The sequence below is a fragment of the Salipiger sp. 1_MG-2023 genome, assembly GCF_030547555.1.
In the GTDB taxonomy this organism is placed as follows: Bacteria; Pseudomonadota; Alphaproteobacteria; order Rhodobacterales; family Rhodobacteraceae; genus Salipiger.
Window position 1 is genome coordinate 1 of record NZ_JAUOQN010000038.1, and the last position, 26396, is coordinate 26396.

The following is a 26396-nucleotide window of genomic DNA, read 5'->3' on the forward strand; positions in this document are numbered from 1 at the left end:
GGCGGTCGAATGCGACCCACGCTTCGATGACCGATCCAGAGGCCCGGCTGTTCAAGAAGTCGCCTGGCGCCGGGGCCGTGCTGTGCTTCATGGGGCATAGCCTGATGGAGAACCGTTCCGGCCTGATCGTGCAGGCGGAACTGACGCAAGCTGACGGGTACGCCGAGCGCCGTGCCGCCATCGACATGCTCCATCGCCACTCACCCGGATCGACACGGCGCCTGACCCTAGCCGCAGACCGCAGTTACGATAGCGCGGACTTCGTCGCCGAGCTGCGCCAGATGGTGGTCACGCCGCACGTCGCCCAGAAGTCCCGACACTCCGCCATCGACGGCAGAACCACCCGGCACCCCGGCTACGCCAAGTCACAGTGGCGCCGGAAGAAAATCGAGGAACCATTCGGCTGGGTCAAAACCGTCGGTGGCATGGCGCAGACCCTGTATCGCGGCATCGAGCGCGTGCGGGCCCGCTTCACGCTTGCGATGGCGGCGTGCAACCTCGCGAGACTGCCTAAACTGCTCGCCGCCTGAGCCGGAAAGCGGCTAATCGGACTGCCTCCTCGCGAACCGAGCTGCATCGAACGCCAGCTCAAGGGAAAACGTTCCTTACAGCAGGAGTTTTTCAGCGGCCTGTTAAAGCCCTTTGCACATCCGTTCGGACCGATCGACATAGGCCGAATAGCGTTTCCAGAAGTCTTCGTCGCGCTTGCGGTCCGATTGGCGAACCTCCTGCGCGCTGTGCGGGTCCCTGTAAAAAGCCACCGCGCGGCTCTGATCAGAGCTCGACAGCTCGACATTCGCCGCAGCCTGAATGCAGCCGCACAGGCTCGGATTGCTTGCCCGCCGCTCGCTGGCATTGCAGGCGTTGCTGATCGGCCCGACAGCGTAACGCACAGACGGCGTCTCGCGCTGGCCGCCTCCACAACCGGCGACCACGCTCAGCGCCAGAACGCAGCTCAAAGCTCTCATGGGTGTCTTCCTTCCGCTCGAATGCTCCGTACGGGGCTTTGCGCCCTCCTCATGCAGGAGCTTTCGGACAGAATGCCTCAAGTGGCAGCAGGATACAATTCACCTGAGCGTCAGGTTATCCCGATATCTTGCGCTGCATACAACGGCATCCAGCGCATTGAATTACCGCATGATTATGAGAAAAGCTCAATGCGACGCTCACGTTTTGCTGAGCAATGCTGCCATGCGGCGAACCCCTCTGGCCTTTCGCGCGGCTCTGCCCTAGCCCAGCGTCAGGGGAGGTGGCAGCAGTATCGGAGCATTGGGGCAACATGGACAAGAAGCATCACGTCGTGGTGGTTGGTGGCGGTTTTGGCGGGCTTGCCTGCGTACGCGACCTGAAGGGTGACAACCTGCGCATCACACTGGTCGACAGCCGCAACCACCATCTTTTCCAGCCGCTGCTCTATCAGGTCGCCACCTCGATCCTGCCCACCTCGGAAATCGCATGGCCGCTGCGCCATCTGCTGCGTGACCGCCCCGAAGTCGAAACGCTGATGGCCGAAGTGACCGGCGTCGATGCCGCAACGCAGACCCTGCGCTTTGAGGACGGCGGCTCCATTCATTACGATACGCTGGTGCTCGCCACCGGCGCGCGCCATTCCTATTTCGGCCATGACGATTGGGAGACCGCCGCACCGGGGCTCAAAACCCTTGAGGACGCAACCGCAATCCGCCGCCGCATGCTGTCGGCCTTCGAGGCCGCCGAGCGCAGCACCGACCCGCAAGAGCGCGCCGCGCTGCTGACCTTTGCCGTGGTTGGCGCCGGGCCGACCGGGGTCGAGCTGGTCGGCATCATCGCCGAGCTGGCGCAGCGCATCCTGCCGCGCGAATTCCGCCACATCGACACCCGCGAAGCCCGGGTCATGCTGGTCGAGGCCGGGCCACGCGTGCTTGCTGCATTCCCCGAAGACCTGTCGGCCTACACCAAACAGGCGCTGGAAAAGCTGGGGGTCGAGGTGCTGTGCGGCACCGCCGTGACCGCCTGCGACGAAGACGCCATCACCATCGGAGACGCACGCATCCCCGCCCGCACCTCGATCTGGGCCGCCGGGGTCAAGGCCAGCCGCGCGGCGCAATGGCTCGACGTCGAAGGCGACCGCGCGGGCCGTGTGCCCGTCGGATCAGACCTGACGGTCGCCGGGCATCCCGAGATCTTTGTCATCGGCGACACGGCGGCGGTCACCAACGTCGACGGCAAGCCGGTGCCGGGGGTTGCGCCTGCCGCCAAACAGCAGGGCGAATACGTCGCCCGGCTTCTGGCGCATCGGATCTGTGGAAAGTCGGCGCCGGGGCCGTTCCGCTATCGGCATAAAGGCAGTCTTGCCACCATCGGCCGCAAGGCTGCGGTGGCCGATTTCGGCCGAATCAAGCTGAAGGGCACGCTGGCGTGGTGGGTCTGGGGCCTTGCCCACATCTACTTCCTGATCGGCACTCGCAACCGCGTCGCCGTGGTCTGGAGCTGGTTCTGGTCGCATACGACCGGGCAAAGTTCTGCGCGATTGATCACGCAGGGCAAGCAGGGGCTGGCGGTACCAAAAGCCCCTAGCATGGAATAAGCCCGCTGAACGTCAGGCGCGCGGCACGCCCGCGCCTGACCGCATCTGCACCACCAGATCACCGGGCGTGGAGTGAAACCCCCGCTGCTGCAAAACCAAAAGGCGGCGCCTTTCGGCACCGCCCCGATCTGTATCTTCTGGCCTGGCGCTCAGAGCACCGCGCCGATCTTCCACGGCACGAATTCGTTGTCGCCGTAGCCGAATTCCTCGGAGGCGGTCTTTTGCCCCGACGCGGTGTCGAGCAGCAGATCGTAGATATGTTGCCCCATCTCGCTCAACGAGGTGCCCTCTTCGACCACCACACCGCAATCGATGTCGATATCCTCGGGCATGGAACGCGCAAGATCGCTGTTCGATGCCAGCTTGATCGACGGCGCCGGCTTGGCCCCGAAGCACGAGCCGCGCCCGGTGGTAAAGGCGATCAGGTTCGCCCCCGCCGCCACCTGCCCCGTCGCCGCAACCGGATCATAGCCGGGGCTGTCCATGTAAACGAACCCGTTGGTGTCGATCTTTTCGCTATAGGCATAGGCGCCGGACAGCGGCGCCATGCCGCCCTTGGCCACCGCGCCCAGCGATTTTTCAAGGATGGTGGTCAGGCCGCCCTTCTTGTTCCCCGGGCTGGGGTTGTTATCAAGCGAGGCGCCGTTCTTTGCGGCATAGTCGCGCCACCAGTCGATCATTGCCTCGATCTTTGCGCCGGTTTCGGGCGCGGCGCGGGCGATCAGCAGATGCTCTGCCCCGAAAATCTCGGGCGTTTCCGACAGGATCGAGGTGCCGCCCGCAGCGACCAGCATATCCGAGGCCACCCCAAGCGCCGGGTTGGCGGTGATGCCGGAAAACCCGTCAGAGCCGCCGCATTGCATGCCCAGCGTCAGTTTCGACACCGGCTGTTCGGTCCGCACATCCCCCGAGGCCGCCGCCGCGATGGGCTCCAGCAGCTCGACCGCCCGCCGCACCGCCGAACGCGAGCCGCCGACCTCTTGAATGTTGAAGGTATGAAAGCGCTCGCGCGTCCAGTCGGTGGGCTGGTACAGCGTCAACTGGTTGACCTCACAGCCCAGACCAACGATCAGCACACCGCCAAAATTGGGGTGATCGCGATAGCCTTTCAGCGTGCGTACCAGCGCATCGAAGCCTTCGCCCTTGTTGGACATGCCGCAGCCCTGATCGTGCACGATGGGGGCGAACCCGTCGATGCCGGGGTATTTGGGCAGCAGCAGGCGGTTGGCCTCGGCGGCGATGGCGTCGCAGACGGTGCTTGAACAGTTGACCGACGCCATGATGCCAATGAAATTGCGGGTACCCACGCGCCCATCAGGGCGGGCATAGCCCATGAAGGTCCGGCGCGACGGGGCTTCGGGCAGCCGCGCGGCGATCGCGCTATGGGCATGGCCGCCCTCGGGCAGCGCGCAATTATGCGAATGCACGTGATCGCCCGCCTTGATCAGCGCAGAAGCCACGGCCATCAGCTGCCCGTATTTCAGGATCGGCGCCCCTTGCGCGATGTCAACGCGCGCAACCTTGTGGCCGCGCGGAATGTCGGCGCCCGCGGTGATGCCCTCGCGGGTCTCGCCCGCTGCCATGTCGGACAGCACCACCGCAACAGTGTCGGCGGGATCGAGAATCATGATCGTCGGCGCAGCCATGTCAGGCATCCTCTCTGGCGCAAAGCGCATCAAGCGTCGGCGCGGCAAAGGCAGGGTCCACCTCGCGCACCCAAGCCAGGAAGGCGCCGATGCGACGCTCCAGCTTTTGCGCGTGGTTCTGCGCGATATCCGCGATGCGGTGATCGAGGAACGGATTGGCGAAGCGTTCCAGCGTCACGCTCATATAGGCGCGCGCCTCGTCCCCAAGGCCGCGCAGGGCAAAGCCGGGCAGCACCTCGGTTTCCATCACGGCCTTGACCTTGCCGCCAACCTCGCCCGCAAGCAGTTCGCGCACGATGGCATCGGGATCGGCATCGCCCGCCATCCAGAAGGCCGCCATGGCCGTGTGCCCAAGGTTGAGGATATGCAGTTTCAACCGCTCGATCTGTTCCAGATCCGGGACCATTTGCACCGACGGGTGATCCACCGGGGCAACCAGCCCCTCTTGCGCCTCGATGGCCCAAAGCGCGTAGGGCTCGGCCACCGCGCCCACCGGATCAATGGGTTCCGAGACGATGCGATCCACGAGGCTGTTGACCCAGAGGCAAGCGCTCAGCCAGTCGATCAGCGTCGCGTCGGCGCCTTGCTGCGCGGCGATCTCCAGCACGCGGGCGCGCAGGATGGTGCCGTTCTCGGGGATCAGTTCCATCGGATAGATCGTCAACGGCGCTTTGCCCGCCGCAAAGCGCGCGGAAAGCAGATGGAACAGCTTGGCCGGGTAACTCATCGCCTGACTCGGGCGCGCCTCGGTGTCGGCAGGCTGCGCGTCGAAGCCGGAGTCAGAGGTGTTCGACAGGATAATCTCGGCTTCTTCCGTAATGACGCGGGACAGCTCTGCCCAGTCAAGCGCGGTCGACAGGGTGCGCTTGACGCTGGTCACCCGGCGCTCCTCGTCGAGCACCGCGCCGTCCATCATGCCGCGCACCCGCACCGGGAAGCCCTCGGGCGCAGCCAGCGCCCCAAGCCGCGCGGCGCGGGCACTGTCGCCCGAGCTTTGCACCACGGTGATCGCCCGCGCCGGCCTGCCTTCGCAGAAGAACAGATCGGCGTGGGCTTGAAGGAACCGCGAGGTTCCGAATTGCACGATGGGGGTGATCATGCGGCCACCTCGATGATCGCCTTGACCACGGTGCCCCGATCGGCCGCCCATTTCGGCAGGTCACTGACCGCGCCGTCGATGCTGGTGCTGTGGGTGGCGATCTTGTCGACAGGGACCAGCCCCTTGGCCATACAATCCATCACGTGCTGGAAATCGACGTCCAGCGCGTTGCGCGAGGCGAACAGCGTGGTTTCGCGCTTGTGGAATTCGGGGTCGGCAAAGTTTAGATCACCCTTCACCACCGACAGCAGCACGTAATTGCCGCCATGGGCGAGATAGTTCAGCCCGGCGTTCATCGCGCCGATGTTGCCAGTCGCGTCAAACAGCGTGTCGTAAACGGTGTCGCTCGCCTCGGACACCAGTTCGATCTGCGCCGACGGCACGATGCCTTGCGCCAGCCGCAGCCGGTCGGGCGAGGTATCGCGCAGGGTGACGCTGGCCCCGGCGATGGCAGCGAACAGCGCCGCGCCCACGCCGATCGGGCCCGCGCCGACGATCAGCGCCGTGCCGCCCGAAACGCCGCTGCGCCGCACGCCATGCGCGCCGATGGCAAGGAATTCGACCATCGCGGCGGCCTTGGGCGACAGATCACCGGCAGGGATCAGGTTCGCCTCGGGCACGACGATTTCCTCGCACATGCCGCCATCGGTGTGCACGCCCAGCACGGCGATGTTCTCGCAGCAATTGGGCTTGCCGATCTCGCAGGCGCGACAGGTTCCGCAGGTCAGATAGGGGTTCACCACCACCAGATCGCCGGCCTTGATGCGGCCATCTGCGCTGTCGGCCATGGCGCGCGCGCTCAGCTCGTGGCCCATCACGCGGGGGTACTGAAGAAACGGCTGGTTGCCGCCATAGATGTGATAATCGGTGCCGCAGATGCCAATGGCCTGAATTGCAAGGCGCAGATGGCCCGGCTTGTCTTGCGGCCGAGGGCGGCGCACCACGGTCAGGGTTCCGGGCTCGTCGCACAGAAGAGCGGTCATCTCGGTCATCGGGGATCCTCCATAGGCACCGGGCGCAGACGGAGTCGCGCCACCTTTACGGTCTTTTATAAATAAAATACCATACCTCGCAAGATCCAATGAACAGGAGCCGAGTCATGTCGCGCGAGAACCGGACCCTCAAGGCGGCGGTGAATGCCGCACTGGACCATCTTGGCACCCGCACGCCCGGCGACGCGCTTGGCTCCGAGGCGGATCTGGCGGCGCGCCTGTCGATCAGTCGCACCACGGCGCGCGGGGTTCTGGCGCATCTTGCCGGGGCCGGCGTGATCGCGTGGGAGGGGCGCGACAAGACATTGCTGCGCGCCCCCTGCCCCGAGGATCGCTTTGCCCCCGAGGAAACCGCCCCCGCGCAGGAACGCGCCGAAGCGCGGTTTCTGGAATGGATCCTGCGCACGGACCTGGCCCCCGGCGCGCGCATCAACGAAACCGACCTCGCCCGGCAGATCAAGGTGCCCACCGCCACCGTGCGCGACCTGCTGCTGAATTTCAGGACCAGTGGGCTGATCGAGAAGAACCCGAACAAACACTGGACGTTTCTTGGCTTTACCCGCGACTATGCGGTCGAGATGTGTGACATGCGCGAACTGATCGAACGCGCCGCGCTGGCCTGCCTGACCGCTGATTCCGCCCACCCGTCGCTGCCCGAGATCCGCGAGATGGAACGGCTGCACATCGCGCTTCTGGCGCGCGACGATTCGGCGATGTCCGAGTTTCCCGCCCTTGACGCCCGGTTCCATCGCATTGTCTGCCAAGCCGCGAACAACCGCTTCTTCGACGAATTCTCGCATCGGATCTCGATCATCGTGCATTATCACTACCAGTGGAACAAGCGCGACGAGATCACCCGGAACCGGGCGGCGATCCGCGAACATCTGTCGGTGATTCAGGCCATCCTGCAAGGCGACAGCAACGCTGCCCGTGGCTTTTTCGACGACCATCTCACAACCGCACGCAAGACCCTTCTCGCCTCGATGACGTGACGCCCGACACGGCGATGTTGGCGATAACCGCACAAACCCCGCTTGACGCCCCATCTGACTTGGCCCTATGGTCCAACCAAAGTCACGACGCTTGAGGAGGAGCCGGTGGCACGATCAACCGTGGAGGACATTCGCGATACGCTGCGCCGCGAGATTGCCGACGGGCTCCGCCCCGGCGATCTGCTGCCCAACGAGCGCGAGCTGGCAGAGCGGTTCGACGTCTCCCGCAACACCATTCGCGAAGCGACCATCCATCTGGAAGCGCTGTCGCTGATCGAACGCACCAAGCGCGGCGCCCGTGTGCGCAAACCCGATTTCGGCGTGATGTTCCAAGAGCTGACGCAGTTCTTCGACACCTCGGCGCGCAGCTTTACCGATGTGCTGAACTTTCGCCGCATCAACGAGACCGGCGCGGCCCCGCTGATGGTCTGCCACGCCACCGACAGCCAGATCGCCGCGATCCGCGCCGCCAATGATCGCATCGGCACCGCGCTGACCGCCGCCGAAGCCGCGCAGGCGGACTACGATTTCCACTACGGGCTGGTGCTGGCGGCGAACAACGAGGTGCTCAAGCGCATGTACGACGTGCTGGCGACCCCGCTGCGCTACTACCTCGAGGTCGGCAAGACACAAAAGCAGGACACCGACAAATCCATGGCCGACCATGACCGGATCATCGCCGCGCTTGTCGCCCGCGATGACAGCGCGCTCAGCGCCGCCCTGTCAGGCCATTTTCAGCATTCGGGCGAGGTGCTGGCCAGCTGGCTGGCATCGCGCGATTGCCGCCCCGAGCCGATTTCGATCTGGCCGGTGCAGGCACGAATATCCACGACACGACAATAAAACCGGAGGAGAACCATGAAACATCTGACAAAATCCCTGCTGGGCGCCACCACCGCGATGCTGCTTGCCATGCCCGCGATGGCCGAGACCACCGTGCGCATCGCCTATGAGAACAACCCCGGCGAGCCCGCCGACATGGTGATGAACCACTGGAAAGATCTTGTCGCCGAAGCCTCGGACGGCGACGTGGTGCTGGAGCTCTACCCCTCCTCGCAGCTGGGCGCGAAGAAGGACGTGATCGAGCAGGCGATGCTGGGCGTCAATGTCATCACCATCGCCGATGTCGGCTTCCTGACCGATTACGACCCCGACCTTGGCATCCTGTTCGGGCCGTTCCTGACCGATGACGCCGAGAGCCTGTTCAAGATCTACGAATCCGACTGGTTCAAGGAAAAAGAGGCCGCGCTGCAAGAGCAGGGCATCCACATCGTCATCAAGAACTACCTGTATGGCACGCGCCAGCTGCTTGCGACGAAAAAGGTCGAAACCCCCGAAGATCTGCAGGGCATGAAGATCCGCACGCCCAACAACATCATGCAGATCCGCGCCATCGAGGCGATGGGCGGCACCCCCACCCCGATGCCGCTGGGCGATGTCTACCCGGCGCTGACGCAGGGCGTGATCGACGGCGTGGAAAACCCGCTGCCGGTTCTCTACGGCCAGAAGCTGCACGAGCAGGCCAAGGAACTGTCGATGATCTCTTATCTGCAGAACACCTCGCTGTGGCTTGGCGGTCAGGCCTATTTCGACACGCTCGACCCCGAAGTGATCGAGATGCTGCACGAGACCGGCCATCAGGCTGGCATCTACAGTCAGGAAGTCGCTGCCGCGCAGGATGAAAAGATCCTCGAGGAGATGAAGGCCGCGGGCGTCACCGTAACCTACCCCGACACCGCGCCGTTCAAGGAAAAGGCGATGGCGGTCTACGGCATGTTCCCCGAATGGTCCGACGGCCTGTACGACCAGATTCAGGCGCAGCTCGCAGAGTAAACGCCTGAAACCGTCCGCGCGGCACAGCCATCCCCACGCCGCGCGGACACCCATCCCCCCCCCTGCAAGATAGGTCGGCCATGAAGCTTTCCTTCAATATCGTCTCCTGGCTCGCCGGCCTTCTGGTGCTGGCCCTGATCGGCATCACCGCCGCAGCCGTGGTGGCGCGCTACGTCCTTGGCACCCCGTTCCAGTGGGTCGAGGAGATGTCGGGATTCCTGATGATCTGGATCGTCTTCCTTGGCGCCATCGGCTGCGAGATCGAGGATAGCCATCTGCGGATCGACGTCGGCACCATGCTGCTGCCCGACAGCGTGAACCGCTGGATTGAGGCTGGGGTGGGGCTCGTCTCGGTGGGCTTGCTCGGCTACATGGCCTGGCTTGGTTATCAGCTGGCCGACAAGGCCGCCCTGAAGAAAACGCAGATCCTGCGGATCAGCTGGTTCTGGATTGACATCGCCGTCACCGTGGGCGCCATCGCGCTGGCTCTGGTGATACTGGTGCGGGTCTGGCGCTTGCTGCGCGCAGACCCGTCCACGGGGCTGATCGCCTCTGATTCCAGCGACAAGATCTAAGGCAAGACACCCATGGAATGGTTCCTCATCATCCCCTTCATGTTCGTGCTGTTCGCACTGAACATGCGGATCTATCTCGCGATGTTCGCGGCGATCCTCGCCTATTTCACCATTTTTGCGCAGATGCCGATCCAGATCGCCGTGCAGCGGCTGATCGCACCAACGCAAAACCCGTCGCTGCTGGCCATCCCGTTCTTCATCCTGCTCGGCACGTTGCTGGGCACCACCGGCATCGCCTCGCGGCTGCTGCGGGTTGCCGACCTGATCGTCGGGCGGCTGCCCGGTGGGCTGGGCCATACCAACGTCATGCTTTCGACGCTGATGGGCGGGCTGTCGGCGTCCAACCTTGCTGATGCGGCAATGATGTGCCGGATGCTGGTGCCCGATATGATCAAGGCTGGCTATAACCGGGGCACTGCCGCGGCGATCACCGCCGCCTCGGCGCTGATCACGCCGATCCTGCCACCGGGCATCGCGCTGATCATCTATGGCCTCGTGGCCGATGTGTCGATCGGATCGATGTTCGTGGCGGGGATCCTTCCGGGGCTGCTCTGCGCGGCGCTGCTGATCGGGGCGGTGTATCTGGTTGCCAAAAAGGAAGGCCACAAGCCGTCGCGCACCACGCGGCCCACGGCAAAGGAAACCGGCAGCACGCTGGCGGCGGCCTGGCCGGCCTTCCTGCTGATCGTTGTGATCATCGGCGGCATTCGCCTTGCGATTTTCACCCCGACCGAGGCCGGGGCCATCGCCACCGTCGCCACGGTGATCATCGGGCTGTTCGTCTACCGCGAGATGAAATTCTCGGATCTGACCAGCGCCTTTGGCCAGACCGCCCGGCAGACCTCTGCCGTGCTGCTGGTGATCATGATGTCTTCGGCGCTGGCGTGGATCTTTTCGCTGGAACAGGCCGGGGTGGCGCTGGCCGACTGGATCATGTCGCTGACGCAGAACCCGTGGCTGTTCCTGCTGATCGTCAACGTGATCCTGCTGGTCTTCGGCATGTTCATCGAAGGCAACGCGCTGCTGATCATCCTTGTGCCGCTGCTCAAGCCCGTTGTGCTGCAGCTCGGCATCGACCCGGTGCATTTCGGCATCATCATGATTCTCAATCTGGCGCTTGGCACGCTGACGCCGCCGGTGGGCACGGTGATGCTGCTCACCTGCAACCTGACGGACACGCCGTTTGGCGAGTTCATGCGCCGCGGCTGGCCCTTCATTCTGGCGGTCTTCATCGCGCTGATGCTGGTGACCTTCGTGCCATTCATCTCGCTGGCGCTGGTCTGACACCTTAGGCACCTGCGCCGCGTCCTGAACTGCGCCGCGTCCCGAAAGGGGCGCGGCGTTTTGCTGGGCGGGCTGGATTTTAACCTCACTTTAAGCATGTCGGTCGATGCTGCTCCCGTCATGATGCGGGAGAAGACACCATGCGATTGCGTTGCGTTCCGGCACAGGGTGCACAGTGGCTGACAGCTCATGGCCTGCGCCCGCCCGACCAGCGCACGAGGCAGGCGCTGATGATCGCCCTTGCCGCGCCGCTTGTGCCTGTGCCCATGGCCATCGGGGCGGCGGCGCTGCTGCCCGGCGGCATCGCCGCACGGCTCGACCTGCTGGGCATCTGCATCCTGACCGGGCTGACCGCAGCGCTTTGCGCGGCACTGGGCGTGTTCTACGTGCTGGCCCTGCCCCCGCCGCAAGAGCTCGGGCGCAGCAAGCGGCGAAGCGTTGTTCAGACACTGGATGGCAACGCATCGTTCCTGCCCGACCATGAACCCCTGCGCCGCGCCGGTTAGCTCAAAGCACGCGCACCAGCCTCAACGCATCGAGGATCGCCGCATGGGTATTGCGCGACGAGACCGCGTCGCCGATGCGGAACAGCTTGTAGCGCCCCTCGGGATTGCGCACCACCGTCTGCGGCGCCAGTGCGACAAGCGCCTCGTAATCCACCTCTCCAAGATTCGCCGATCCCGGTTTCAACTCGAAATACAGATCATCCAAGGGCCGCGTGCCAAGATTGGTCACCACCTGCGTCACCCGCCGCTCGCAGCTCATGTCGCCGAAATCGCTTCCCAAAGTGGCGATCAGCGCATTGCCATCGCGCCGCACCGCATCCAGCCGCCATGTCGGCGTAAAGCGCACGTCGCGCCGTTGCAGCTCGCGCAGCGACGGGGTGAGCGACATCGACATCACCTCGCTCGCGATGTTGCGGTCGCGGGTGACGATCTCGACCGACGCGCCGGTGGCGGCGATCTTCTCGGCGGCCTGCAACGCGGCGAAATCGCCCGCGTCATCCCAGATCAGCACCGAGCTTCCGGGCTGCGCGTCTCCTGACAGGATATCCCACGCGGTGACGCAAAGCTCGTTGCCCGCGCGCAGCCCCTCCTCTGCCGCCATCCCGCCGGTCGCGACGATCACCACGTCCGGGTCATGCGCCAGCACGGTCGCAGCCTCGGCATAACTGTTGTAGTGAAACTGCACGCCGCCGCGATCGCATTCCGCCAGCCGCCAGTCGATCAGCGACATCATCTCGGCGCGGCGCGCGGTCTGCGCCGTCAGCCGCACCTGCCCGCCCGCGCCCGGCGCGGCCTCATGCACGATCACCTCATGTCCACGCAAGCTCGCCACCCGCGCCGCCTCAAGCCCCCCCGGCCCCGCGCCGATCACCACCACCCGGCGCGGCGCATCAGAGCGCGCAACCGCATGCGGCAGTTCCAACTCGCGCCCGGTCGATGGGTTGTGCAGGCACAGCGCCGATCCGCCCATGTAGATCCGGTCGAGGCAGTAGTTCGCGCCAACGCAGGGCCGGATGCGATCCTCTTCGCCGCGCCGGATCTTGGCGACGATATGCGGATCGGCAATATGCGCCCGCGTCATCCCCACCATATCCAGCAGACCCGACGCCACCGCATGCCGCGCCGTCGCCACGTCCTGAATCTTGGCCGCGTGAAAGGTTGGCAGCCCGGTCGCCGCCCGCACCTGCCCGGCGAAATCAAGATGCGGCGCGCTGCGCATGCCCTGCACCGGGATCACGTCGGTCAGCGCGGCGTCGGTGTCGATCCGCCCGCGAATGACGTTGAGGAAATCGACCAGCCCGCTGTCATGCAATCGCCGGGTGATCTCGCGGCCCTCTTCGGCGCTCACCCCGCCCGCCTCGCATTCATCCGCCGAATAGCGGATGCCAACGATGAAATCCGGGCCGACACGCGCGCGGATGGCGCCCAGCACTTCGAGCGCAAAGCGCATCCGGTTGCCCAGATCACCGCCCCAGGGCGGCTCCATCCGGTTGACCAGCGGCGTCCAGAACTGGTCCATCAGGTGGCCGTAAGCCTCCAGCTCGATACCGTCGAGCCCGGCCGCCTGCATCCGCTCCGCCGCATCGGCATAATCGCGGATCAGCCGCGCGATGTCCCAGTCTTCGGCAACCTTGGGAAAGGCACGGTGCGCCACCTCGCGGTCCGGCCCCGCCGAAACCGAGGGCAGCCAGTCGCCCCGATCCCAGCGCGTGCGCCGCCCCAGATGCGTCAGCTGGATCATCACCGCGCAGCCATGGTCGTGGCATTCGTCGGTCAGCGCCTTCATCCAGCCGACCACCTCGTCCTTCCACGCAAGGATATTGTTGAACGCCGGGGGGCTGTCACGCGACACGCTTGCCGAGCCCGCCGTCATGGTGAGCGCCACGCCGCCGCGCGCCCGCTCTGCATGATAGGCCCGGTAGCGTTCCTTGGGCATGCCATCTTCGGCATAGGCCGGTTCGTGCGAGCTGAGCATGAGGCGGTTCTTCAGCTCGAGATGCTTGAGCTTGTAGGGCTGAAAAAGCGGGTCGGCGGACATCGGGGCGCTCTCCTTGGCGGCTATCGGGATCAGGGTTGCGAGGAGTGTTCACCTATGTCAAGTTTCAGTTCACATCTGTCTATTATTCGTTGAAGCCGAGGCGCGGCAGGTCTAACCTGTGGGCATGGACAAGACAGATCAGGACAAGACCGGATGGCGCGGATCGCGCGAATTGTGGCTTGAAGCCGCGCGGCAAGCCTTTGTCGAGCGCGGGATCGACGCGGTTCGGATACAGCCGCTCGCACGCGGGCTTGGCCTGTCACGGACCAGTTTCTACTGGTTTTTCGCTGACCGGCAGGCGCTGCTGGATGCCCTGCTGGAGCTGTGGGAAACCCAGACAACCGGCGTGCTTCTGGCCGCCTGCGAGTCCTATGCCGAGACCTTGCCCGAAGCGGTGCTGAACCTGCTCACGCCGTTCCTCGACGAGGCGCTCTTCCCGCCCCGCTTTGACTTCGCGATGCGCGGATGGGCGCATGGCGATGACCGGATCGCCGCGCGGGTGCGGTCGGCGGATGACGCGCGGCTTGCGGCGATCTGCGCGATGTTCGAGCGCTTTGGAGTGCCTGCGGCCACGGCCGACGTGCGCGCCCGCACGGTCTATCTTGCACAGATGGGGTATATTTCGCTTGGGGTCAGCGAAACGACAGACATCCGCCTGTCACGGGTGCCCGATTACGTGGCGATTTACGCCGGTGTGCACGCCGAACCGCATCATATCGCGCGTTTCGAAGCGCATTTTCGCTAGGGATCAGCTGCGCTCGCGGATCTGGGTCAGCGTGCGGTAAGGCGTCAGCGCCTCTTTCGAAACGGTCAGTTCCAGCAGCGCACCATGCGGCGCGGCCAGCGCCCGCTCGAAGGCGTCTGCAAACTGTTCCGTGCTCGACACCCTTTCGCCATGCATGCCGCAAGCCGTTGCGATGGCCGCGAAATCCGGATTCAACAGGTCGGTCGCGCTGACCCGCGCCGGAAACTCGCGCTCTTGATGGGCGCGGATCGTGCCGTAGGTGCCGTTGTTGACAACAATCACGATGATGGCCGCGCCGGCCTGCCGCGCGGTGGCCAGTTCCATCATCGTCATCTGCACATCGCCATCCCCGGCAAAGCAGATGACGGTGCTTTGCGGACGCTCGAGCTTGGCGGCGACCGCCGCTGGCAAGCCATAGCCCATCGACCCCGATTGCGGCGCAAGCAAACGCATTCCCGGCCGGAACCGGAAAAAGCGCGAGGACCAGACGGTAAAGTTCCCCGCCCCGTTGGTCAGCACCAGATCGGCGTCTTTCAGGCGTTCGCGCAAATGCGCAGTGACGGCCACCATATCGACAGGCCCCGGCTGCTGCGGTGCCTTGTCGATGACATCGAGATAGGCGGCGCGGGCGGTTTCCAGCCAATCCTTCCAAGGGCCCTGAAGACCCGCGCCAAGCGCGAGGGAAAACCGCTGCGGGCAAGCATGAACGCCGATCTCCGGGCGATAGACCTTGCCGATTTCCGCATCGGACACATGCACATGGATGATCTTCTGTGCTGGCTGCGGCACCTGTAGCAGGCTGTAGCCATCGGTCATGTTTTCACCGAAACGCGTGCCCAGCGCCAAAATCACGTCGGCCTCGCGCAGCAGGCTTTTGACCCCCGCAGCCATCCCCACCCCCGCGTCGCCGCAGAAGGTCGGCGAGAGGTTGTCGTACTGGTCCTGATAGCGGAAGGATGAGATCACCGGGATGCCCGATGCCTCGGCAAACTGTTGCAGGGCGGCGCTGGCCGCGCGTTCCCAAGGTGCGCCGCCAAGGAGGATCAATGGCCGCTGTGCGCCGGACAATAGCGCCCTCGCATCGCTCAGCGCCTGCGCCGCGGGTTCCGGAGGATGAACGCGGATCGGCCCGGCGATGGGGGCCGCGTCGGTGGTCTCCATCAGCATGTTCTCGGGCAGCACAATGACCACCGGACCGGGGCGGCCGCTGGTTGCAACAGTCCAGGCGCGCGACAGCAGTTCGGGGATGCGCGCGATCTCGTCGATCTCGGTGACCCATTTTGCCATGGTCCCGAAAACGGCGCGGTAATTCAGCTCCTGAAAGGCTTCGCGCTCGCGCATGTCGGTGCCGATCTGCCCGACCAGCAGCAGCATCGGCGCGCTGTCCTGCGCCGCCGTATGCACGCCGATCGCCGCGTTGGTGGCCCCCGGCCCGCGTGTCACCATGCAGATCCCCGGCTGTCCGGTCAGCTTGCCATGGGCGGCGGCCATGAACGCCGCCCCTCCTTCGTGGCGGCAATTCACAAAGGCAATCTCGCTGTCATGCAGCGCGTCGAGCACCGCCAGATAGCTTTCGCCCGGCACCCCAAAGGCACGGCGCGCGCCCAGCGCCTCGAGGCAGCTCACCACCATCTGTCCACCGTTGCGTGTCATGTCAGGCTCCTTTTGCGTTGCCTCAGTTCTGAGACCTTCGGGCGTGCACTGCAACCCGCTGCGGGTGTCCGGGAGCCTAGACCGGATTGCTCTCCTCCGCACATCGTCCTTCCGCGACCCCAGCAGGGACTTGCGCTATTCGCGGCGCTGCTTGAGGCGAATGTCACCTTCCGCAGCGCTCTCGAACGCGCGTCCGAAATATTCGGGTTCGAAGCTGTCGACCACCTGCCGAACGCATCGCCCCCTGTGCAACGATACCGCGTTCCAGCATCGTCCCGGCGGGATGGCACGTGCCGATGGCGTTTGCTCACACCAGCCGGGGGCAAAACGGTTGCAGGACAGAGGCGTTCTTCCGAGCAATCCAGCCACAAGGATGCGGGATATGACCCCGTCTTGCTGGCCTCGCCTATCGGGCACAAGGTCGAGCCTCTGCGTTGGCATTGCGGATTCCAGCGTGCTCAGGCCGGGCGCCCACAACGCCCCTTGTCAGATCGGATCGATCTGCTGGAACGCATTGCGCAGCGCGTCTGACCAGGCGTGGCTCATCCGCGCGAACCCTTCGTCATCGGCCTCGATCCGACGCCGCACGCCGATCTTGAAGCTATCAGCCTCGATGATGGCAAAATCGAGCGGCATCCCGACGCTCAGGTTTGATCGCAGCGTCGAATCCATCGATAGCAGAACCGCTTTTTCCGCATCGAGGATGGACGTTGACGGTTCGATCACCCGGTCAAGGATCGGCTTGCCATATTTGTGCTCGCCGATCTGCAGATACGGCGTGTCGGGCGTGGCTTCGATGAAATTGCCTTCGGGATAGATCAGGAACATCCGCATCGGGCCGCCTTTGCGCTGCCCGGCCACGATCATCGATGCCGAAGCGGTCTGGCTCATCCGCTCCATCTTGGCCGAAACCTCCGAGGTCACGTCGGACAGCATGGTGCCCACGACCTCGGCCACCTTCAGCATCGTCGGCACCCGCAGGATCGACTGGTCGTTGTCGGGATCCTCGATGGCATCGTTGAGCCGCGCCATGGTGGTCTGGGTGATCGACAGCGAGCCAGCGGTCATGATGCAGATGGCGCGTTCGCCCGGAGTCTCGAACAGGAACATCTTGCGATAGGTCGCAATGTTATCAAGACCCGCATTGGTACGGGTATCGGACAGCAGAACAATGCCTGCGTCCAGCAGCAATCCTACGCAATAGGTCATCGCGACTCCCCTGAACGACCAGCACCGGACAGGCTATAAAGAGCCGATACGCATCGGGCAATGCCGATGCGTATCACAAGAATGCGCTATTGCTGCTGCTGCTGCTCGGCAGTGACCTCTACCTCGACTTCAAGATGCTCGTCCGGGCTGCTTCCCTGCACCAACCCGCGGATCGGCGCAGCATCCTGCGCATCGTATCCCGAGCCAAGGCGGATGTAGCGTTCATCCGGGCAACAGCGATTTGCGGCATCGAATCCGACCCAGCCAAGATCGGAAACGAACAGCTCGGCCCATGCGTGGCTGGCCTCGTGCGGGCTGCCCGCCTCGCTCGATTGCAGATAGCCCATGACATAGCGGGCAGGAATCCCCGCCACATGCGCCACCGAGATCAGCGCGTGGGTGTGATCCTGACAAACCCCCTTGCCACCGGCCAGCGCCTCGGCGGCGGTGGTGTGGGCCCGGGTTTCGCCGGGCACGTATTCGATGGCATCGGCGATGGCCCCCGCCAGCGCATGGGCACGGCTGAGATCGCTCGCGGTGTTCATACCCGCAAGCGCCACTGCCGACAGCTCGCGCAGGTCATTGTCGGCCTTGATATGGCGCGTGGCGCGCAGGTACAGCGAGGCGGACCCCTTTTCCCGGTGAGCGCGCAGCACACCGGACAGATCGGAGGTCTCGACCTCGCCGCTTACCTCGACGCTCAGCGCGTCGATCGGGCCGCGCCAGCTTGCCAGCGCGGTGCGATCACCTGCCCCGTCGGTGAATTCGGCGCCGCGCAGGGCACCTTCGGTCACGACGTTCCAGCGCAGCACCTTTTGCGAGGCGCAATCGCAGGGCCAAAGCCGCAGCGACTGGACAACCCCCCGCACCGGCTCTGTAAAGCGATATCGTGTGGTATGGCGAACGGTCAGTTTCACGCCGGAATCCCCCTCAGGTACACGTCCTGCACGGTATTCGCGAGCCCGGCATTGCGCGCGAGGAATCGCGCGAGGAACTCGTGCAGCCCCTCGTCAAAGATATCGTCGACGGTGGCGCGCGACAGATCCTCGAGCAGCTGATGCGCCATCTCCTGCGCCTGCGTTCCGGTGCTGTAGTTCTGCGCGATATCGTCGAGGTGATCGCAGGTCCATTTCACGCAAGACATCAGCGAGCGCGGGAACTTGCGGTTGAGGATCAGCAGATGCGCGATCTTCTGCGCGGTAATCTCGCCCGAATAGGACCAGTTGAACGCCCGCTGCGCCGTCATGGATTGCAGCAGCAACGCCCATTGCGTCTGGTCCAGCCCCGAGCCGACATAGCTTAGCGACGGCAGCAGCACGTAGTATTTCACATCGATCAGCCGGGCGGTGTTGTCGGCCCGCTCAAGCGAGGTGCCGATGCCCATGAAGGCATAGCCGTCGTTGCGCAGCTGCGTCGCCGACTGGCATCCGCTCACCAGATGGCAGGTGCGCAGCGTCCATTCGGTCAACTCGGATGTCATCAGCTTGCTGCGTTCGACGCGCTGAAGCTGCCGGAGCTCTTGATACCCGGTGTTGATGGCGTCCCAGACCGGCACGGTCAGCGCGGTGCGCACCACCCGCGCGTTTTCACGCGCGGCGTTGATGCAGGACAGCACCGACGACGGGTTCTCGGCATCGAAGAACAGCCAAGTTTCGATGTTTCGCTGGTTGGTTTCGCCGTATTTTTCCTTGAATTGGTCCAGCGTGCCTTTCGATTGCAGCACGGCCTCCCATTCGTTGCGATAGCCGCCCGAGGGCGCGGGCAATAGCGCGGTGCGCGCGCCGACTTCCAGCAGGCGGGCGGTGGTTTCGGCGCGCTCCATGTAGCGCGCCAGCCAGTACAGGTGATCTGCGGTGCGGCTCAGCATGTTGTTTTCCTTCCGCCCTTATTCCGCCAGAACCCAGGTGTCCTTGACACCTCCGCCCTGCGACGAGTTCACCACCAGCGAGCCTTCGGTCAGGGCCACGCGGGTCAGCCCGCCCGGCACCAGCTCGATCTTCTCGCCGACAAGGCAATAGGGTCGCAGATCGACGTGGCGCGGCGCAATCCCCTCCTCGACAAAGGTCGGCACCGCCGACAGGGCCAGCGTCGGCTGGGCAATGTAGTTTTCCGGGTTCGACCGGATCTTGTGGGCAAAGGCCTCGATGCTCGACTTGTCCGCCTTGGGGCCGACCAGCATGCCGTAGCCGCCAGAGCCATGCACCTCCTTGACCACCAACTCGTGCAGGTTTTCCAGCACGTATTTGCAATCGTCGGTCTTGGCGCATTGCCAGGTCGGCACGTTTTCCAGCACTGGCTCTTCGCCAAGGTAAAAGCGGATCATCTCGGGGACATAGGTATAGATGGCCTTGTCATCGGCCACGCCAGCCCCCGGCGCGGAACAGATCGTCACCCCGCCCGAGCGGTAGACATTCATCAGCCCCGGCACGCCCAGCATCGAATCCGGGCGGAAACACAGCGGATCAAGGAAACTGTCATCGATCCGCCGATAGATCACATCGACCTTTTTCGGGCCTTCGGTGGTCTTCATCCAGACGAAATCGCCTTCGACGAACAGATCCTGCCCCTCGACCAGTTCGACCCCCATGAGGTCGGCCAGAAAGCTGTGCTCGTAATAGGCCGAATTGAACTGGCCCGGCGTCAGGATGACGATGTTCGGCTCGGACATGCATTTCTTCGGCGCGACCGAGGCGAGGGTCGATTTCAGCGCATTGGCATAGCCATCGACCGGCGCAATGCGGTTTTCCATGAACAGCTGCGGATACATGCGCATCATGATCTCGCGGTTCTGCAACATGTAGCTGACGCCCGACGGTGTGCGGCAATTGTCTTCGAGCACGTAGAACTGGTCTGGCCCGGTGCGCACCAGATCGACGCCGACGATATGGCTGAACACGCCGCGCGGCGGCATGAAGCCAATGGCGGCCTTTTCATAGGCCTCGTTGTTGGTGACCAGATGCTCGGGGATCCTGCCCGCCCGGATGATCTCGCGCCGACCGTAGACGTCGCACAGAAACGCGTTCAGCGCCGCGGCCCGTTGCCGGATACCCTTGTCGAGCTTGCGCCACTCCTCGGCAGTCATGACCCGCGGGAACATGTCAAAGGGGATCAGCCTCTCGGGGTCCTCCCCCTCGCCGTAGACGGCAAAGGTGATGCCGATCCTGCGGAACAGCGCCTCTGCCTCCGATTGCCTGAGGTTGCGTAATTCGGGCGGCATCGAACGGTACCACTTCTCGAGATTGGCATAGGCGGCGCGAACATCGCCGCCATTCATCATCTCGTTGAAGATCTGGGCTTGATTGGCGCTCATTGTCTTCCCTTCATTCTCCAGCCTCAAATTCCACGTTTCGCCGGGGAGAGGAAAGCCCCCATCCGAAAAATCATTTCAGCGGCAATGGCGTCGCCCAAAAAATGAGCGATGTGACCCATTGTCGAATCCTGTCCTGCAAAAAGGGCCTTTCGTCGAAGACTTCACCAGTCAGTGATCTAAAGTGTGCACTTTTTCAAAGCAATTTTCACGATTTTCGCTCAGAAAATAACCTTGCGCGCGCGTCGCCGCGAGACCGGCACCATTTCAAGTGGGGCCGCGCCGCCCCTCGGCTATGAGGGTTTCGCACCGCCCATGAGGGGTGCAAACGGGGACGTCGCGGCGCCAGAGGAGCGGCGCGATAAAAATAAGAAATGCGACGAACAGGCCGGGCCAACGACCATCATCCGCTTCCGGCGGATCGGATGTGGCTTGCCGAGGGTCGCGCAAAAGGGATTTGAATTGATGATCAAGATGCTGAAGTTTTCAGGTGTCGCCGCCGCCGCGCTGGTCGCCGCCGGTGCCGTTCAGGCGCAAGAGGTCGATTGCCCGATCAAGGTTGGCGTGCTGCATTCGCTTTCCGGCACCATGGCGATTTCGGAAACCACTCTGAAAGACACCATGCTGATGCTCATCGAAAAGCAGAACGCCGCAGGCGGGCTGCTGGGATGCCAGCTTGAAGCCGTGGTCAAGGACCCGGCATCCGACTGGCCGCTGTTCGCCGAAAAGGCGCGCGAGCTGATCTCCAACGACGAAGTCGACGTGACCTTCGGCTCGTGGACCTCGTCGAGCCGCAAGGCCGTGCTGCCGGTGCTCGAAGAGCTGAACGCGCTGTATTTCTACCCCGTCCAGTACGAGGGCGAGGAAAGCTCGAAGAACGTCTTCTACACCGGCGCCGCGCCGAACCAGCAGGCGATCCCGGCCGTCGATTATTTCCTCGAAGAACTGGGCGTCGAGAAATTCGCGCTGCTCGGCACCGATTACGTTTATCCGCGCACCACGAACAACATCCTGGAATCCTACCTGACGTCCAAGGGCATCGCGCCCGAAGATATCTTCGTCAACTACACCCCCTTTGGTCAATCCGACTGGTCGACCATCGTCTCCGACGTCGTGGCGCTTGGCGAAGACGGCAAGCAGGTCGGCGTGATCTCGACCATCAACGGCGATGCCAACATCGGCTTCTACAAGGAACTGGCGGCAGCGGACGTTTCGGCAGATGACATCCCCGTCGTCGCCTTCTCGGTCGGCGAAGAGGAACTGTCGGGGCTTGATACGTCGAACCTCGTCGGCCACCTCGCCGCATGGAACTACTTCATGACCGCCGACACCCCGGCGAACGCCGAGTTCATCAAGGAATGGCACGCATTCATCGGCGATGACAGCCGCGTCACCAACGACCCGATGGAAGCCCATTACATCGGCTTCAACATGTGGGTGCAGGCGGTCGAAGCCGCTGGCACCACCGATGTCGACGCCGTGCGCGAAAACATGTGGGGGCTGGAATTCCCGAACCTGACCGGCGGCATGGCCGTCATGGGCACCAACCACCACCTGTCCAAGCCGGTGCTGATCGGCGAAATCCGCGCCGACGGCCAGTTCGACATCATCTCGCAGACCGAGCCGGTTCCCGGCGATGCCTGGACCGATTACCTGCCGGACTCGGCCGTGCTCACCTCCGACTGGAAAGAGCTCGACTGCGGCATGTACAACACCGGCACCTCGACCTGTGTCCAGCAGAAGTCGAACTACTGATCCGGTCTGCGGCGGGCGCCATTGTCGGTGCCCGCCGTTTTCCTGACGACCCCTCCGAAATTTCCGGGAAGGCTTGCCGATGCCGCGCGCGCTCTTTCTCGCCCTCACGCTGGCGTTCTGCCTTGCCCTGCCCGCCCACCGGGCGCAGGCGCAACAGACCGGCCCGTTGCAGGCGGTTCTTCAGACACATGCCGCCGAGGTGGCACGCCCAAGCCGGACCAGCGTCGCCACGCTGATCGACGCGCTGGTGGCCTCGAACCTACCGCAAGTGCCGGATTTTCTGACCCGCTGGTCGGATCGCGAGGTGGTGCAGGACAGTGCAAGCGGGTTGTTCTATTACGACGGAGAGCCCCCTGTCGACATCGACACCGGCGCCCCGACGCAACTCGATGGTGCGACGCTTTCGGCGATCCGCCCGAATGGCGGTGTGCGCCGGGTGATCTCGACGGCGCTGGTGCAGTTCCAGCTGTCCGCGCCGGATATCGCCGCGCGCACCGCCGCGCTGGACGCCATTGCCCGCGCCCCCGAGGAAGACCAACTCGAACCGCTGCGCGCCTCGATCGCAACCGAACCCGATCCAGCCCTGAAGGCACGCAAGGAACAGCTGGCGGGCATGCTCGCCGCCCGCTACGGCGACACGACCGAAGAACGGGTCGCGGCGCTCGAGGCGCTGTCGGGCGCCCTGTCGGTCGAAATCCGCGCGGTGTTGAATCAGGTGCTGACCACGACCTCCGGCGTCGCCGAAACGCTGCCGCAGGATGCCAACATCGCCCGCCAACTGCGCGTGGGCAAGGATATCACCAGCGCCGAAGCCTACGCCCGCCTTGTCGAGTCCGGTCTTGCCGCCGCGCCGCAAACCCGTGAGCAGATCAAGGCAGCGCTGACCGAGAACATCACCGATGGCACGGTCGGCGGCGTGCCCGTTGGCGCGCTTAACACCGAGGCCGACCGCCTGCGCGCCTATGAGGCGCTTGCAACGGCTGGCACCGTTCCGCCGCTGGTCACCGAGGCCAGCATGGCTGACGCTGTCAGCGCCCATGTCTTCTTCGACGCCTATACCGAACAGGATGCCGCCATCACCGACGCCGCCCGCGAGGCGCTGGACGAGGTCGAAAACCGCGTCTTCCTGAACCAGATGTTCGACCTGACTCTGGACGCGCTGTCGCTGGCCTCGATCTACTTCCTAGCAGCCATCGGTCTTGCCATCACCTTTGGCGTGATGGGGGTCATCAACATGGCCCACGGCGAATTCATCATGATGGGCGCCTATACCGGCTACGTGGTGCAGCAGATCATCCCCGACTACACGATCTCGCTGATCGTGGCGCTGCCGCTGGCCTTCGCGGTAACCTTCGCCGCCGGTGTCGCGATGGAGCGCCTGGTGATCCGCTGGCTCTACCACCGGCCCCTGGAAACGTTGCTTGCCACCTTCGGCATCTCGATCGCGCTGCAACAGCTGGCCAAGAACATCTTCGGCACTCAGGCCCGCCCACTGACTTCACCGTCATGGCTTGACGGGGCATGGGTGCTGAATGACGTGGTCAGCATCGCCAACATCCGCATTGCCATTTTCGTTCTGGCGCTGATCTTCCTCGGGCTGATCCTGTTCGTGCTGAACAAGACCCGCATCGGGCTCGAGGTCCGGGCCGTGACGCAAAATCCCGGCATGGCAGCCTCGATGGGCATCAACCCCGACAAGATCAACATGCTGACCTTCGGTATCGGCTCTGGCATCGCGGGCATCGCCGGCGTCGCTATCGGGCTCTACGCCAAGGTTACTTCGGAAATGGGCGCCGATTATATCGTGCAAAGCTTCATGACCGTGGTCGTCGGCGGCGTCGGCAATGTCTGGGGAACGCTCGCGGGCGCCACCCTGATTGGCGGTCTCCAGAAGGGCATCGAGTATTTCAACCCGTCCAACACGCTGGCGGCGCAGACCTATATGATCCTCTTCATCATCCTCTTCATCCAGTTCCGCCCCAAGGGCATCGTCGCCCTCAAAGGCCGCGCGGCAGGAGACTGAGCATGCACAGCCCTACCCCGAATACCGCGCCCGCCCGCAATGATCGGCCTGCCTCCGGCGGGGATATTTTTCGCCAGAAGAAGCCACAGGCGCCGCGCCCTAGCTTCTTCTGGCCCCAAATATCCCGGGGGGAGCCGAAGGCGGGGGGCTGGCCCCCCTTCCACCTCGACACAGGGGATTACGCATGAAACCGCAGACCTTCTTCAGCCAGAACCGCTCTGTCTTCTGGTTTCTGCTGTCGCTGACGATCTTTGCCCTTGTCGTTACCGTGATGTCTGACGCCATGGGCAATGGCATGATCTCGACCAGCTTCGTCAAGACACTCGGCAAGACGCTGTGCCTCATGCTCGTTGCCGTCGCGATGGATGTGGTCTGGGGCTACACGGGTATCCTCAGCCTTGGGCACATGGCCTTCTTCGGGCTTGGCGGATATATGATCGGCATGTGGCTGATGTACGCCCGGACCGAGATCATCGTGACCGAAAGCCTGCGCGCCGCGGCCCTGCCGCCCACGCCGCAGGAAATCCACGAGTCGGTCGGCACGCAGATCTTTGGCGTCGTCGGCAGTTCGGACTTTCCGGCGATCTGGGTCTTTGCGCACAGCCTGCCACTGCAACTGGCGATGGTGGTGCTGGTGCCCGGCCTGCTGGCGCTGGTGTTTGGCTGGCTGGCATTCCGCAGCCGGGTCACCGGCGTTTACCTGTCGATCCTGACGCAGGCGATGACTCTGGCGCTGTCGCTCTACCTCTTCCAGAACGAGGCCGGCCTGCGGGGCAACAACGGCCTGTCGGGGCTTCAGAACCTGCCCGGCCTCGATGATTTGCCGCAAAGCACGCTGTCGATCATCTTCTTCTGGGCTTCGGCGGTGGCGCTGGGGGCCGGATACGTGCTGTTTGCCTGGGTTGTCTCGGGCAAGATGGGCTCTGTCATCCGCGGCATCCGCGACAACGAAGGCCGTGTGCGGTTTCTTGGCTACCATGTGGAAAGCTACAAGCTGTTCATCTTCACCCTGACCGGGGTTGTCGCGGCCATCGCAGGCGCGCTGTATTACCCGCAGGCTGGCATCATCAACCCCAACGAAATCGCCCCCATCGCGTCGATCTACCTTGCGGTCTGGGTCGCCATCGGCGGGCGCGGACGGCTCTATGGCGCGGCGCTTGGCGCGGCGGTCGTCTCACTGCTGTCGAGCTGGTTCACCGGGGGCGGCGCGCCGAACATCCCGCTTGGGGTCTACACCATCCAGTGGACCGACTGGTGGCTGGTGCTGCTGGGCCTGAGCTTTGTCGCGGTCACGCTGCTGGCACCCAAGGGCATCGGCGGGCTGTTCGATCTGGTCTCGAAGCGGCACCCGGTTGCGATCAGTTCCAGCCCAGCGGTCGGGCCTGACGTCGGCGCGCGCCGCACCGTCGAAGGGGAGGAGGAAAAATGAAGACGCTTCTCGAGATGTCCGGGGTCTCAGTCAGCTTCGACGGGTTCAAGGCGATCAACAACCTGTCCTTCCGCATCGGCGAGCCAGAGATGCGCGCCATCATCGGCCCCAACGGTGCGGGCAAGACCACCTTCATGGACATCATCACCGGCAAGACCCGGCCCGACAGCGGCACGGTGATCTATGGCGAGAAATCCATCTCGCTGCTCAAGATGTCCGAGTCGGAAATCGCCATGGCCGGGGTGGGCCGCAAATTCCAGAAGCCGACCGTGTTCGAAGCGCAGACCGTTCGGGAAAACCTCGCCATGGCGCTCAAGAACAAGCGCGGGCCCTTCGATGTGCTGCTCTATCGCAAGACGCGGGCCGGGGCCGAGCGGATCGATGAGCTCGCCGAGATCATCGGCCTGACGGACTCGCTGCCCCGCATTGCCGGAGAGCTGAGCCACGGCCAGAAGCAATGGCTGGAAATCGGCATGTTGCTGGCGCAGGACCCGCGCCTTCTGCTGGTGGATGAACCCGCCGCTGGCATGACCCCGGCCGAGCGCGAACACACCACCGACCTGCTCAAGCGGGCCGCACAGAAACACGCCGTCGTTGTTGTCGAGCATGACATGGAATTCATCCGCCGCCTCGATTGCCGCGTCACCGTTCTTTGCGAAGGCTCGGTGCTGGCCGAAGGTTCGCTCGATCACGTGACCTCGAACCCCGAGGTCATCGAAGTCTATCTTGGCCGCTAGGCCCCGG

Annotated in this window: 23 protein-coding genes; 13 read left to right on the forward strand and 10 right to left on the reverse strand. The window is 64.1% G+C overall.

Features of this window, described 5'->3' with window-relative positions; all coding sequences use genetic code 11:
• The coding region (locus Q4543_RS16425; protein ID WP_303439958.1) for a transposase at positions 1–530 on the forward strand (530 nt) is incomplete at its 5' end.
• Positions 531–632: 102 nt separating this feature from the next.
• Here Q4543_RS16425 and Q4543_RS16430 read toward each other — a convergent pair.
• A complete protein-coding gene (locus tag Q4543_RS16430; RefSeq protein WP_303439960.1) occupies positions 633–968 on the reverse strand; it encodes a hypothetical protein in 336 nt (111 codons plus the stop codon).
• A gap of 311 nt (positions 969–1279) precedes the next feature.
• On the opposite strand from Q4543_RS16430, the gene Q4543_RS16435 reads away from it, so the two are divergent.
• Positions 1280–2566 (forward strand): NAD(P)/FAD-dependent oxidoreductase, encoded by a 1287-nt coding sequence (locus Q4543_RS16435; RefSeq protein WP_303439963.1) that lies wholly within the window; start codon positions 1280–1282, stop codon positions 2564–2566.
• A 149-nt stretch (positions 2567–2715) separates the two neighbouring features.
• Here the strand turns inward: Q4543_RS16435 and Q4543_RS16440 are convergent, their stop codons facing one another.
• Genes Q4543_RS16440 through Q4543_RS16450 form a run of 3 tightly spaced genes read right to left on the reverse strand, consistent with a single transcriptional unit; the run spans position 2716 to position 6303 of the window.
• Positions 2716–4212: a UxaA family hydrolase gene (locus Q4543_RS16440; RefSeq protein ID WP_303439966.1), complete on the reverse strand. Its 1497-nt coding sequence runs from the start codon at positions 4210–4212 to the stop codon at positions 2716–2718.
• Between the two features lies 1 nt (position 4213).
• Positions 4214–5311 (reverse strand): mannitol dehydrogenase family protein, encoded by a 1098-nt coding sequence (locus Q4543_RS16445; protein WP_303439969.1) that lies wholly within the window; start codon positions 5309–5311, stop codon positions 4214–4216.
• On the reverse strand, positions 5308–6303 hold the full coding sequence (locus Q4543_RS16450) for a zinc-binding alcohol dehydrogenase family protein (protein WP_303439971.1): 996 nt from the start codon (positions 6301–6303) through the stop codon (positions 5308–5310). The genes Q4543_RS16445 and Q4543_RS16450 overlap by 4 nt, the downstream gene beginning before the upstream one ends.
• Before the next feature lie 107 nt (positions 6304–6410).
• Between Q4543_RS16450 and Q4543_RS16455 the strand changes: the two genes are divergently transcribed.
• From Q4543_RS16455 to Q4543_RS16480, 6 genes are all read left to right on the forward strand, one after another.
• Entirely contained in the window at positions 6411–7295 is an 885-nt protein-coding gene (locus tag Q4543_RS16455) for a GntR family transcriptional regulator (RefSeq protein WP_303439974.1), read from the forward strand.
• Positions 7296–7400: 105 nt separating this feature from the next.
• Entirely contained in the window at positions 7401–8138 is a 738-nt protein-coding gene (locus tag Q4543_RS16460) for a FadR/GntR family transcriptional regulator (protein WP_303439977.1), read from the forward strand.
• Between the two features lie 15 nt (positions 8139–8153).
• Positions 8154–9128 carry a C4-dicarboxylate TRAP transporter substrate-binding protein gene (locus Q4543_RS16465; RefSeq protein ID WP_303439979.1) on the forward strand — a complete coding sequence of 325 codons (975 nt, stop codon included), beginning with the start codon at positions 8154–8156 and terminating at the stop codon, positions 9126–9128.
• A gap of 80 nt (positions 9129–9208) precedes the next feature.
• The gene (locus tag Q4543_RS16470; protein ID WP_303439981.1) at positions 9209–9703 is read left to right on the forward strand and encodes a TRAP transporter small permease; all 495 of its coding nucleotides are present in this window, start codon (positions 9209–9211) and stop codon (positions 9701–9703) included.
• A gap of 12 nt (positions 9704–9715) precedes the next feature.
• A complete protein-coding gene (locus tag Q4543_RS16475) occupies positions 9716–10987 on the forward strand; it encodes a TRAP transporter large permease (protein ID WP_216003658.1) in 1272 nt (423 codons plus the stop codon).
• 140 nt (positions 10988–11127) lie between these two features.
• Positions 11128–11493: a hypothetical protein gene (locus Q4543_RS16480; protein ID WP_303439984.1), complete on the forward strand. Its 366-nt coding sequence runs from the start codon at positions 11128–11130 to the stop codon at positions 11491–11493.
• Between the two features lies 1 nt (position 11494).
• Here the strand turns inward: Q4543_RS16480 and Q4543_RS16485 are convergent, their stop codons facing one another.
• On the reverse strand, positions 11495–13531 hold the full coding sequence (locus Q4543_RS16485; protein WP_303439987.1) for an NADH:flavin oxidoreductase: 2037 nt from the start codon (positions 13529–13531) through the stop codon (positions 11495–11497).
• Positions 13532–13655: 124 nt separating this feature from the next.
• Here Q4543_RS16485 and Q4543_RS16490 point away from each other — a divergent pair, with 124 nt between their 5' ends.
• A complete protein-coding gene (locus Q4543_RS16490; RefSeq protein WP_303439990.1) occupies positions 13656–14276 on the forward strand; it encodes a TetR/AcrR family transcriptional regulator in 621 nt (206 codons plus the stop codon).
• 3 nt (positions 14277–14279) lie between these two features.
• On the opposite strand, the gene Q4543_RS16495 is transcribed toward Q4543_RS16490, so the two are convergent.
• The 5 genes from Q4543_RS16495 to Q4543_RS16515 all read right to left on the reverse strand — a co-directional run bounded on the left by Q4543_RS16495 (position 14280) and on the right by Q4543_RS16515 (position 20448).
• Positions 14280–15929, reverse strand: a complete 1650-nt coding sequence (locus Q4543_RS16495) for a thiamine pyrophosphate-dependent enzyme (RefSeq protein WP_303439993.1) — start codon at positions 15927–15929, stop codon at positions 14280–14282.
• 486 nt (positions 15930–16415) lie between these two features.
• Complete coding sequence (locus Q4543_RS16500) at positions 16416–17138, reverse strand: peptidase (RefSeq protein WP_303439996.1); 723 nt, start codon at positions 17136–17138, stop codon at positions 16416–16418.
• Between the two features lie 86 nt (positions 17139–17224).
• Positions 17225–18055: a transglutaminase family protein gene (locus Q4543_RS16505; RefSeq protein ID WP_303439999.1), complete on the reverse strand. Its 831-nt coding sequence runs from the start codon at positions 18053–18055 to the stop codon at positions 17225–17227.
• Positions 18052–19005, reverse strand: a complete 954-nt coding sequence (locus tag Q4543_RS16510; protein ID WP_216003651.1) for an alpha-E domain-containing protein — start codon at positions 19003–19005, stop codon at positions 18052–18054. The genes Q4543_RS16505 and Q4543_RS16510 overlap by 4 nt, the downstream gene beginning before the upstream one ends.
• Before the next feature lie 18 nt (positions 19006–19023).
• On the reverse strand, positions 19024–20448 hold the full coding sequence (locus Q4543_RS16515; RefSeq protein ID WP_216003650.1) for a circularly permuted type 2 ATP-grasp protein: 1425 nt from the start codon (positions 20446–20448) through the stop codon (positions 19024–19026).
• Between the two features lie 462 nt (positions 20449–20910).
• On the opposite strand from Q4543_RS16515, the gene urtA reads away from it, so the two are divergent.
• The 4 genes from urtA (at position 20911) to urtD (ending at position 26389) form a co-directional block, all read left to right on the forward strand.
• Complete coding sequence (urtA, locus tag Q4543_RS16520) at positions 20911–22200, forward strand: urea ABC transporter substrate-binding protein (RefSeq protein ID WP_303440003.1); 1290 nt, start codon at positions 20911–20913, stop codon at positions 22198–22200.
• Between the two features lie 79 nt (positions 22201–22279).
• Positions 22280–24223 carry an urea ABC transporter permease subunit UrtB gene (gene urtB / locus Q4543_RS16525; protein WP_303440007.1) on the forward strand — a complete coding sequence of 648 codons (1944 nt, stop codon included), beginning with the start codon at positions 22280–22282 and terminating at the stop codon, positions 24221–24223.
• A gap of 184 nt (positions 24224–24407) precedes the next feature.
• Positions 24408–25652 (forward strand): urea ABC transporter permease subunit UrtC, encoded by a 1245-nt coding sequence (gene urtC, locus Q4543_RS16530; protein ID WP_216003647.1) that lies wholly within the window; start codon positions 24408–24410, stop codon positions 25650–25652.
• Complete coding sequence (gene urtD / locus Q4543_RS16535) at positions 25649–26389, forward strand: urea ABC transporter ATP-binding protein UrtD (protein ID WP_216003646.1); 741 nt, start codon at positions 25649–25651, stop codon at positions 26387–26389. Before urtC ends, urtD begins: the two co-directional genes overlap by 4 nt.
• Positions 26390–26396: the final 7 nt, after the last annotated feature.

Coding starts and splice junctions, on each gene's coding strand:
- Q4543_RS16430 (WP_303439960.1), bottom strand. CDS start 968: ATGAGAGCTTTGAGCTGCGTTCTGGCGCTGAGCGTGGTCGCCGGTTGT.
- Q4543_RS16435 (WP_303439963.1), top strand. CDS start 1,280: ATGGACAAGAAGCATCACGTCGTGGTGGTTGGTGGCGGTTTTGGCGGG.
- Q4543_RS16440 (WP_303439966.1), bottom strand. CDS start 4,212: ATGGCTGCGCCGACGATCATGATTCTCGATCCCGCCGACACTGTTGCG.
- Q4543_RS16445 (WP_303439969.1), bottom strand. CDS start 5,311: ATGATCACCCCCATCGTGCAATTCGGAACCTCGCGGTTCCTTCAAGCC.
- Q4543_RS16450 (WP_303439971.1), bottom strand. CDS start 6,303: ATGACCGAGATGACCGCTCTTCTGTGCGACGAGCCCGGAACCCTGACC.
- Q4543_RS16455 (WP_303439974.1), top strand. CDS start 6,411: ATGTCGCGCGAGAACCGGACCCTCAAGGCGGCGGTGAATGCCGCACTG.
- Q4543_RS16465 (WP_303439979.1), top strand. CDS start 8,154: ATGAAACATCTGACAAAATCCCTGCTGGGCGCCACCACCGCGATGCTG.
- Q4543_RS16470 (WP_303439981.1), top strand. CDS start 9,209: ATGAAGCTTTCCTTCAATATCGTCTCCTGGCTCGCCGGCCTTCTGGTG.
- Q4543_RS16475 (WP_216003658.1), top strand. CDS start 9,716: ATGGAATGGTTCCTCATCATCCCCTTCATGTTCGTGCTGTTCGCACTG.
- Q4543_RS16480 (WP_303439984.1), top strand. CDS start 11,128: ATGCGATTGCGTTGCGTTCCGGCACAGGGTGCACAGTGGCTGACAGCT.
- Q4543_RS16485 (WP_303439987.1), bottom strand. CDS start 13,531: ATGTCCGCCGACCCGCTTTTTCAGCCCTACAAGCTCAAGCATCTCGAG.
- Q4543_RS16490 (WP_303439990.1), top strand. CDS start 13,656: ATGGACAAGACAGATCAGGACAAGACCGGATGGCGCGGATCGCGCGAA.
- Q4543_RS16495 (WP_303439993.1), bottom strand. CDS start 15,929: ATGACACGCAACGGTGGACAGATGGTGGTGAGCTGCCTCGAGGCGCTG.
- Q4543_RS16500 (WP_303439996.1), bottom strand. CDS start 17,138: ATGACCTATTGCGTAGGATTGCTGCTGGACGCAGGCATTGTTCTGCTG.
- Q4543_RS16510 (WP_216003651.1), bottom strand. CDS start 19,005: ATGCTGAGCCGCACCGCAGATCACCTGTACTGGCTGGCGCGCTACATG.
- Q4543_RS16515 (WP_216003650.1), bottom strand. CDS start 20,448: ATGAGCGCCAATCAAGCCCAGATCTTCAACGAGATGATGAATGGCGGC.
- urtA (WP_303440003.1), top strand. CDS start 20,911: ATGATCAAGATGCTGAAGTTTTCAGGTGTCGCCGCCGCCGCGCTGGTC.
- urtB (WP_303440007.1), top strand. CDS start 22,280: ATGCCGCGCGCGCTCTTTCTCGCCCTCACGCTGGCGTTCTGCCTTGCC.
- urtC (WP_216003647.1), top strand. CDS start 24,408: ATGAAACCGCAGACCTTCTTCAGCCAGAACCGCTCTGTCTTCTGGTTT.
- urtD (WP_216003646.1), top strand. CDS start 25,649: ATGAAGACGCTTCTCGAGATGTCCGGGGTCTCAGTCAGCTTCGACGGG.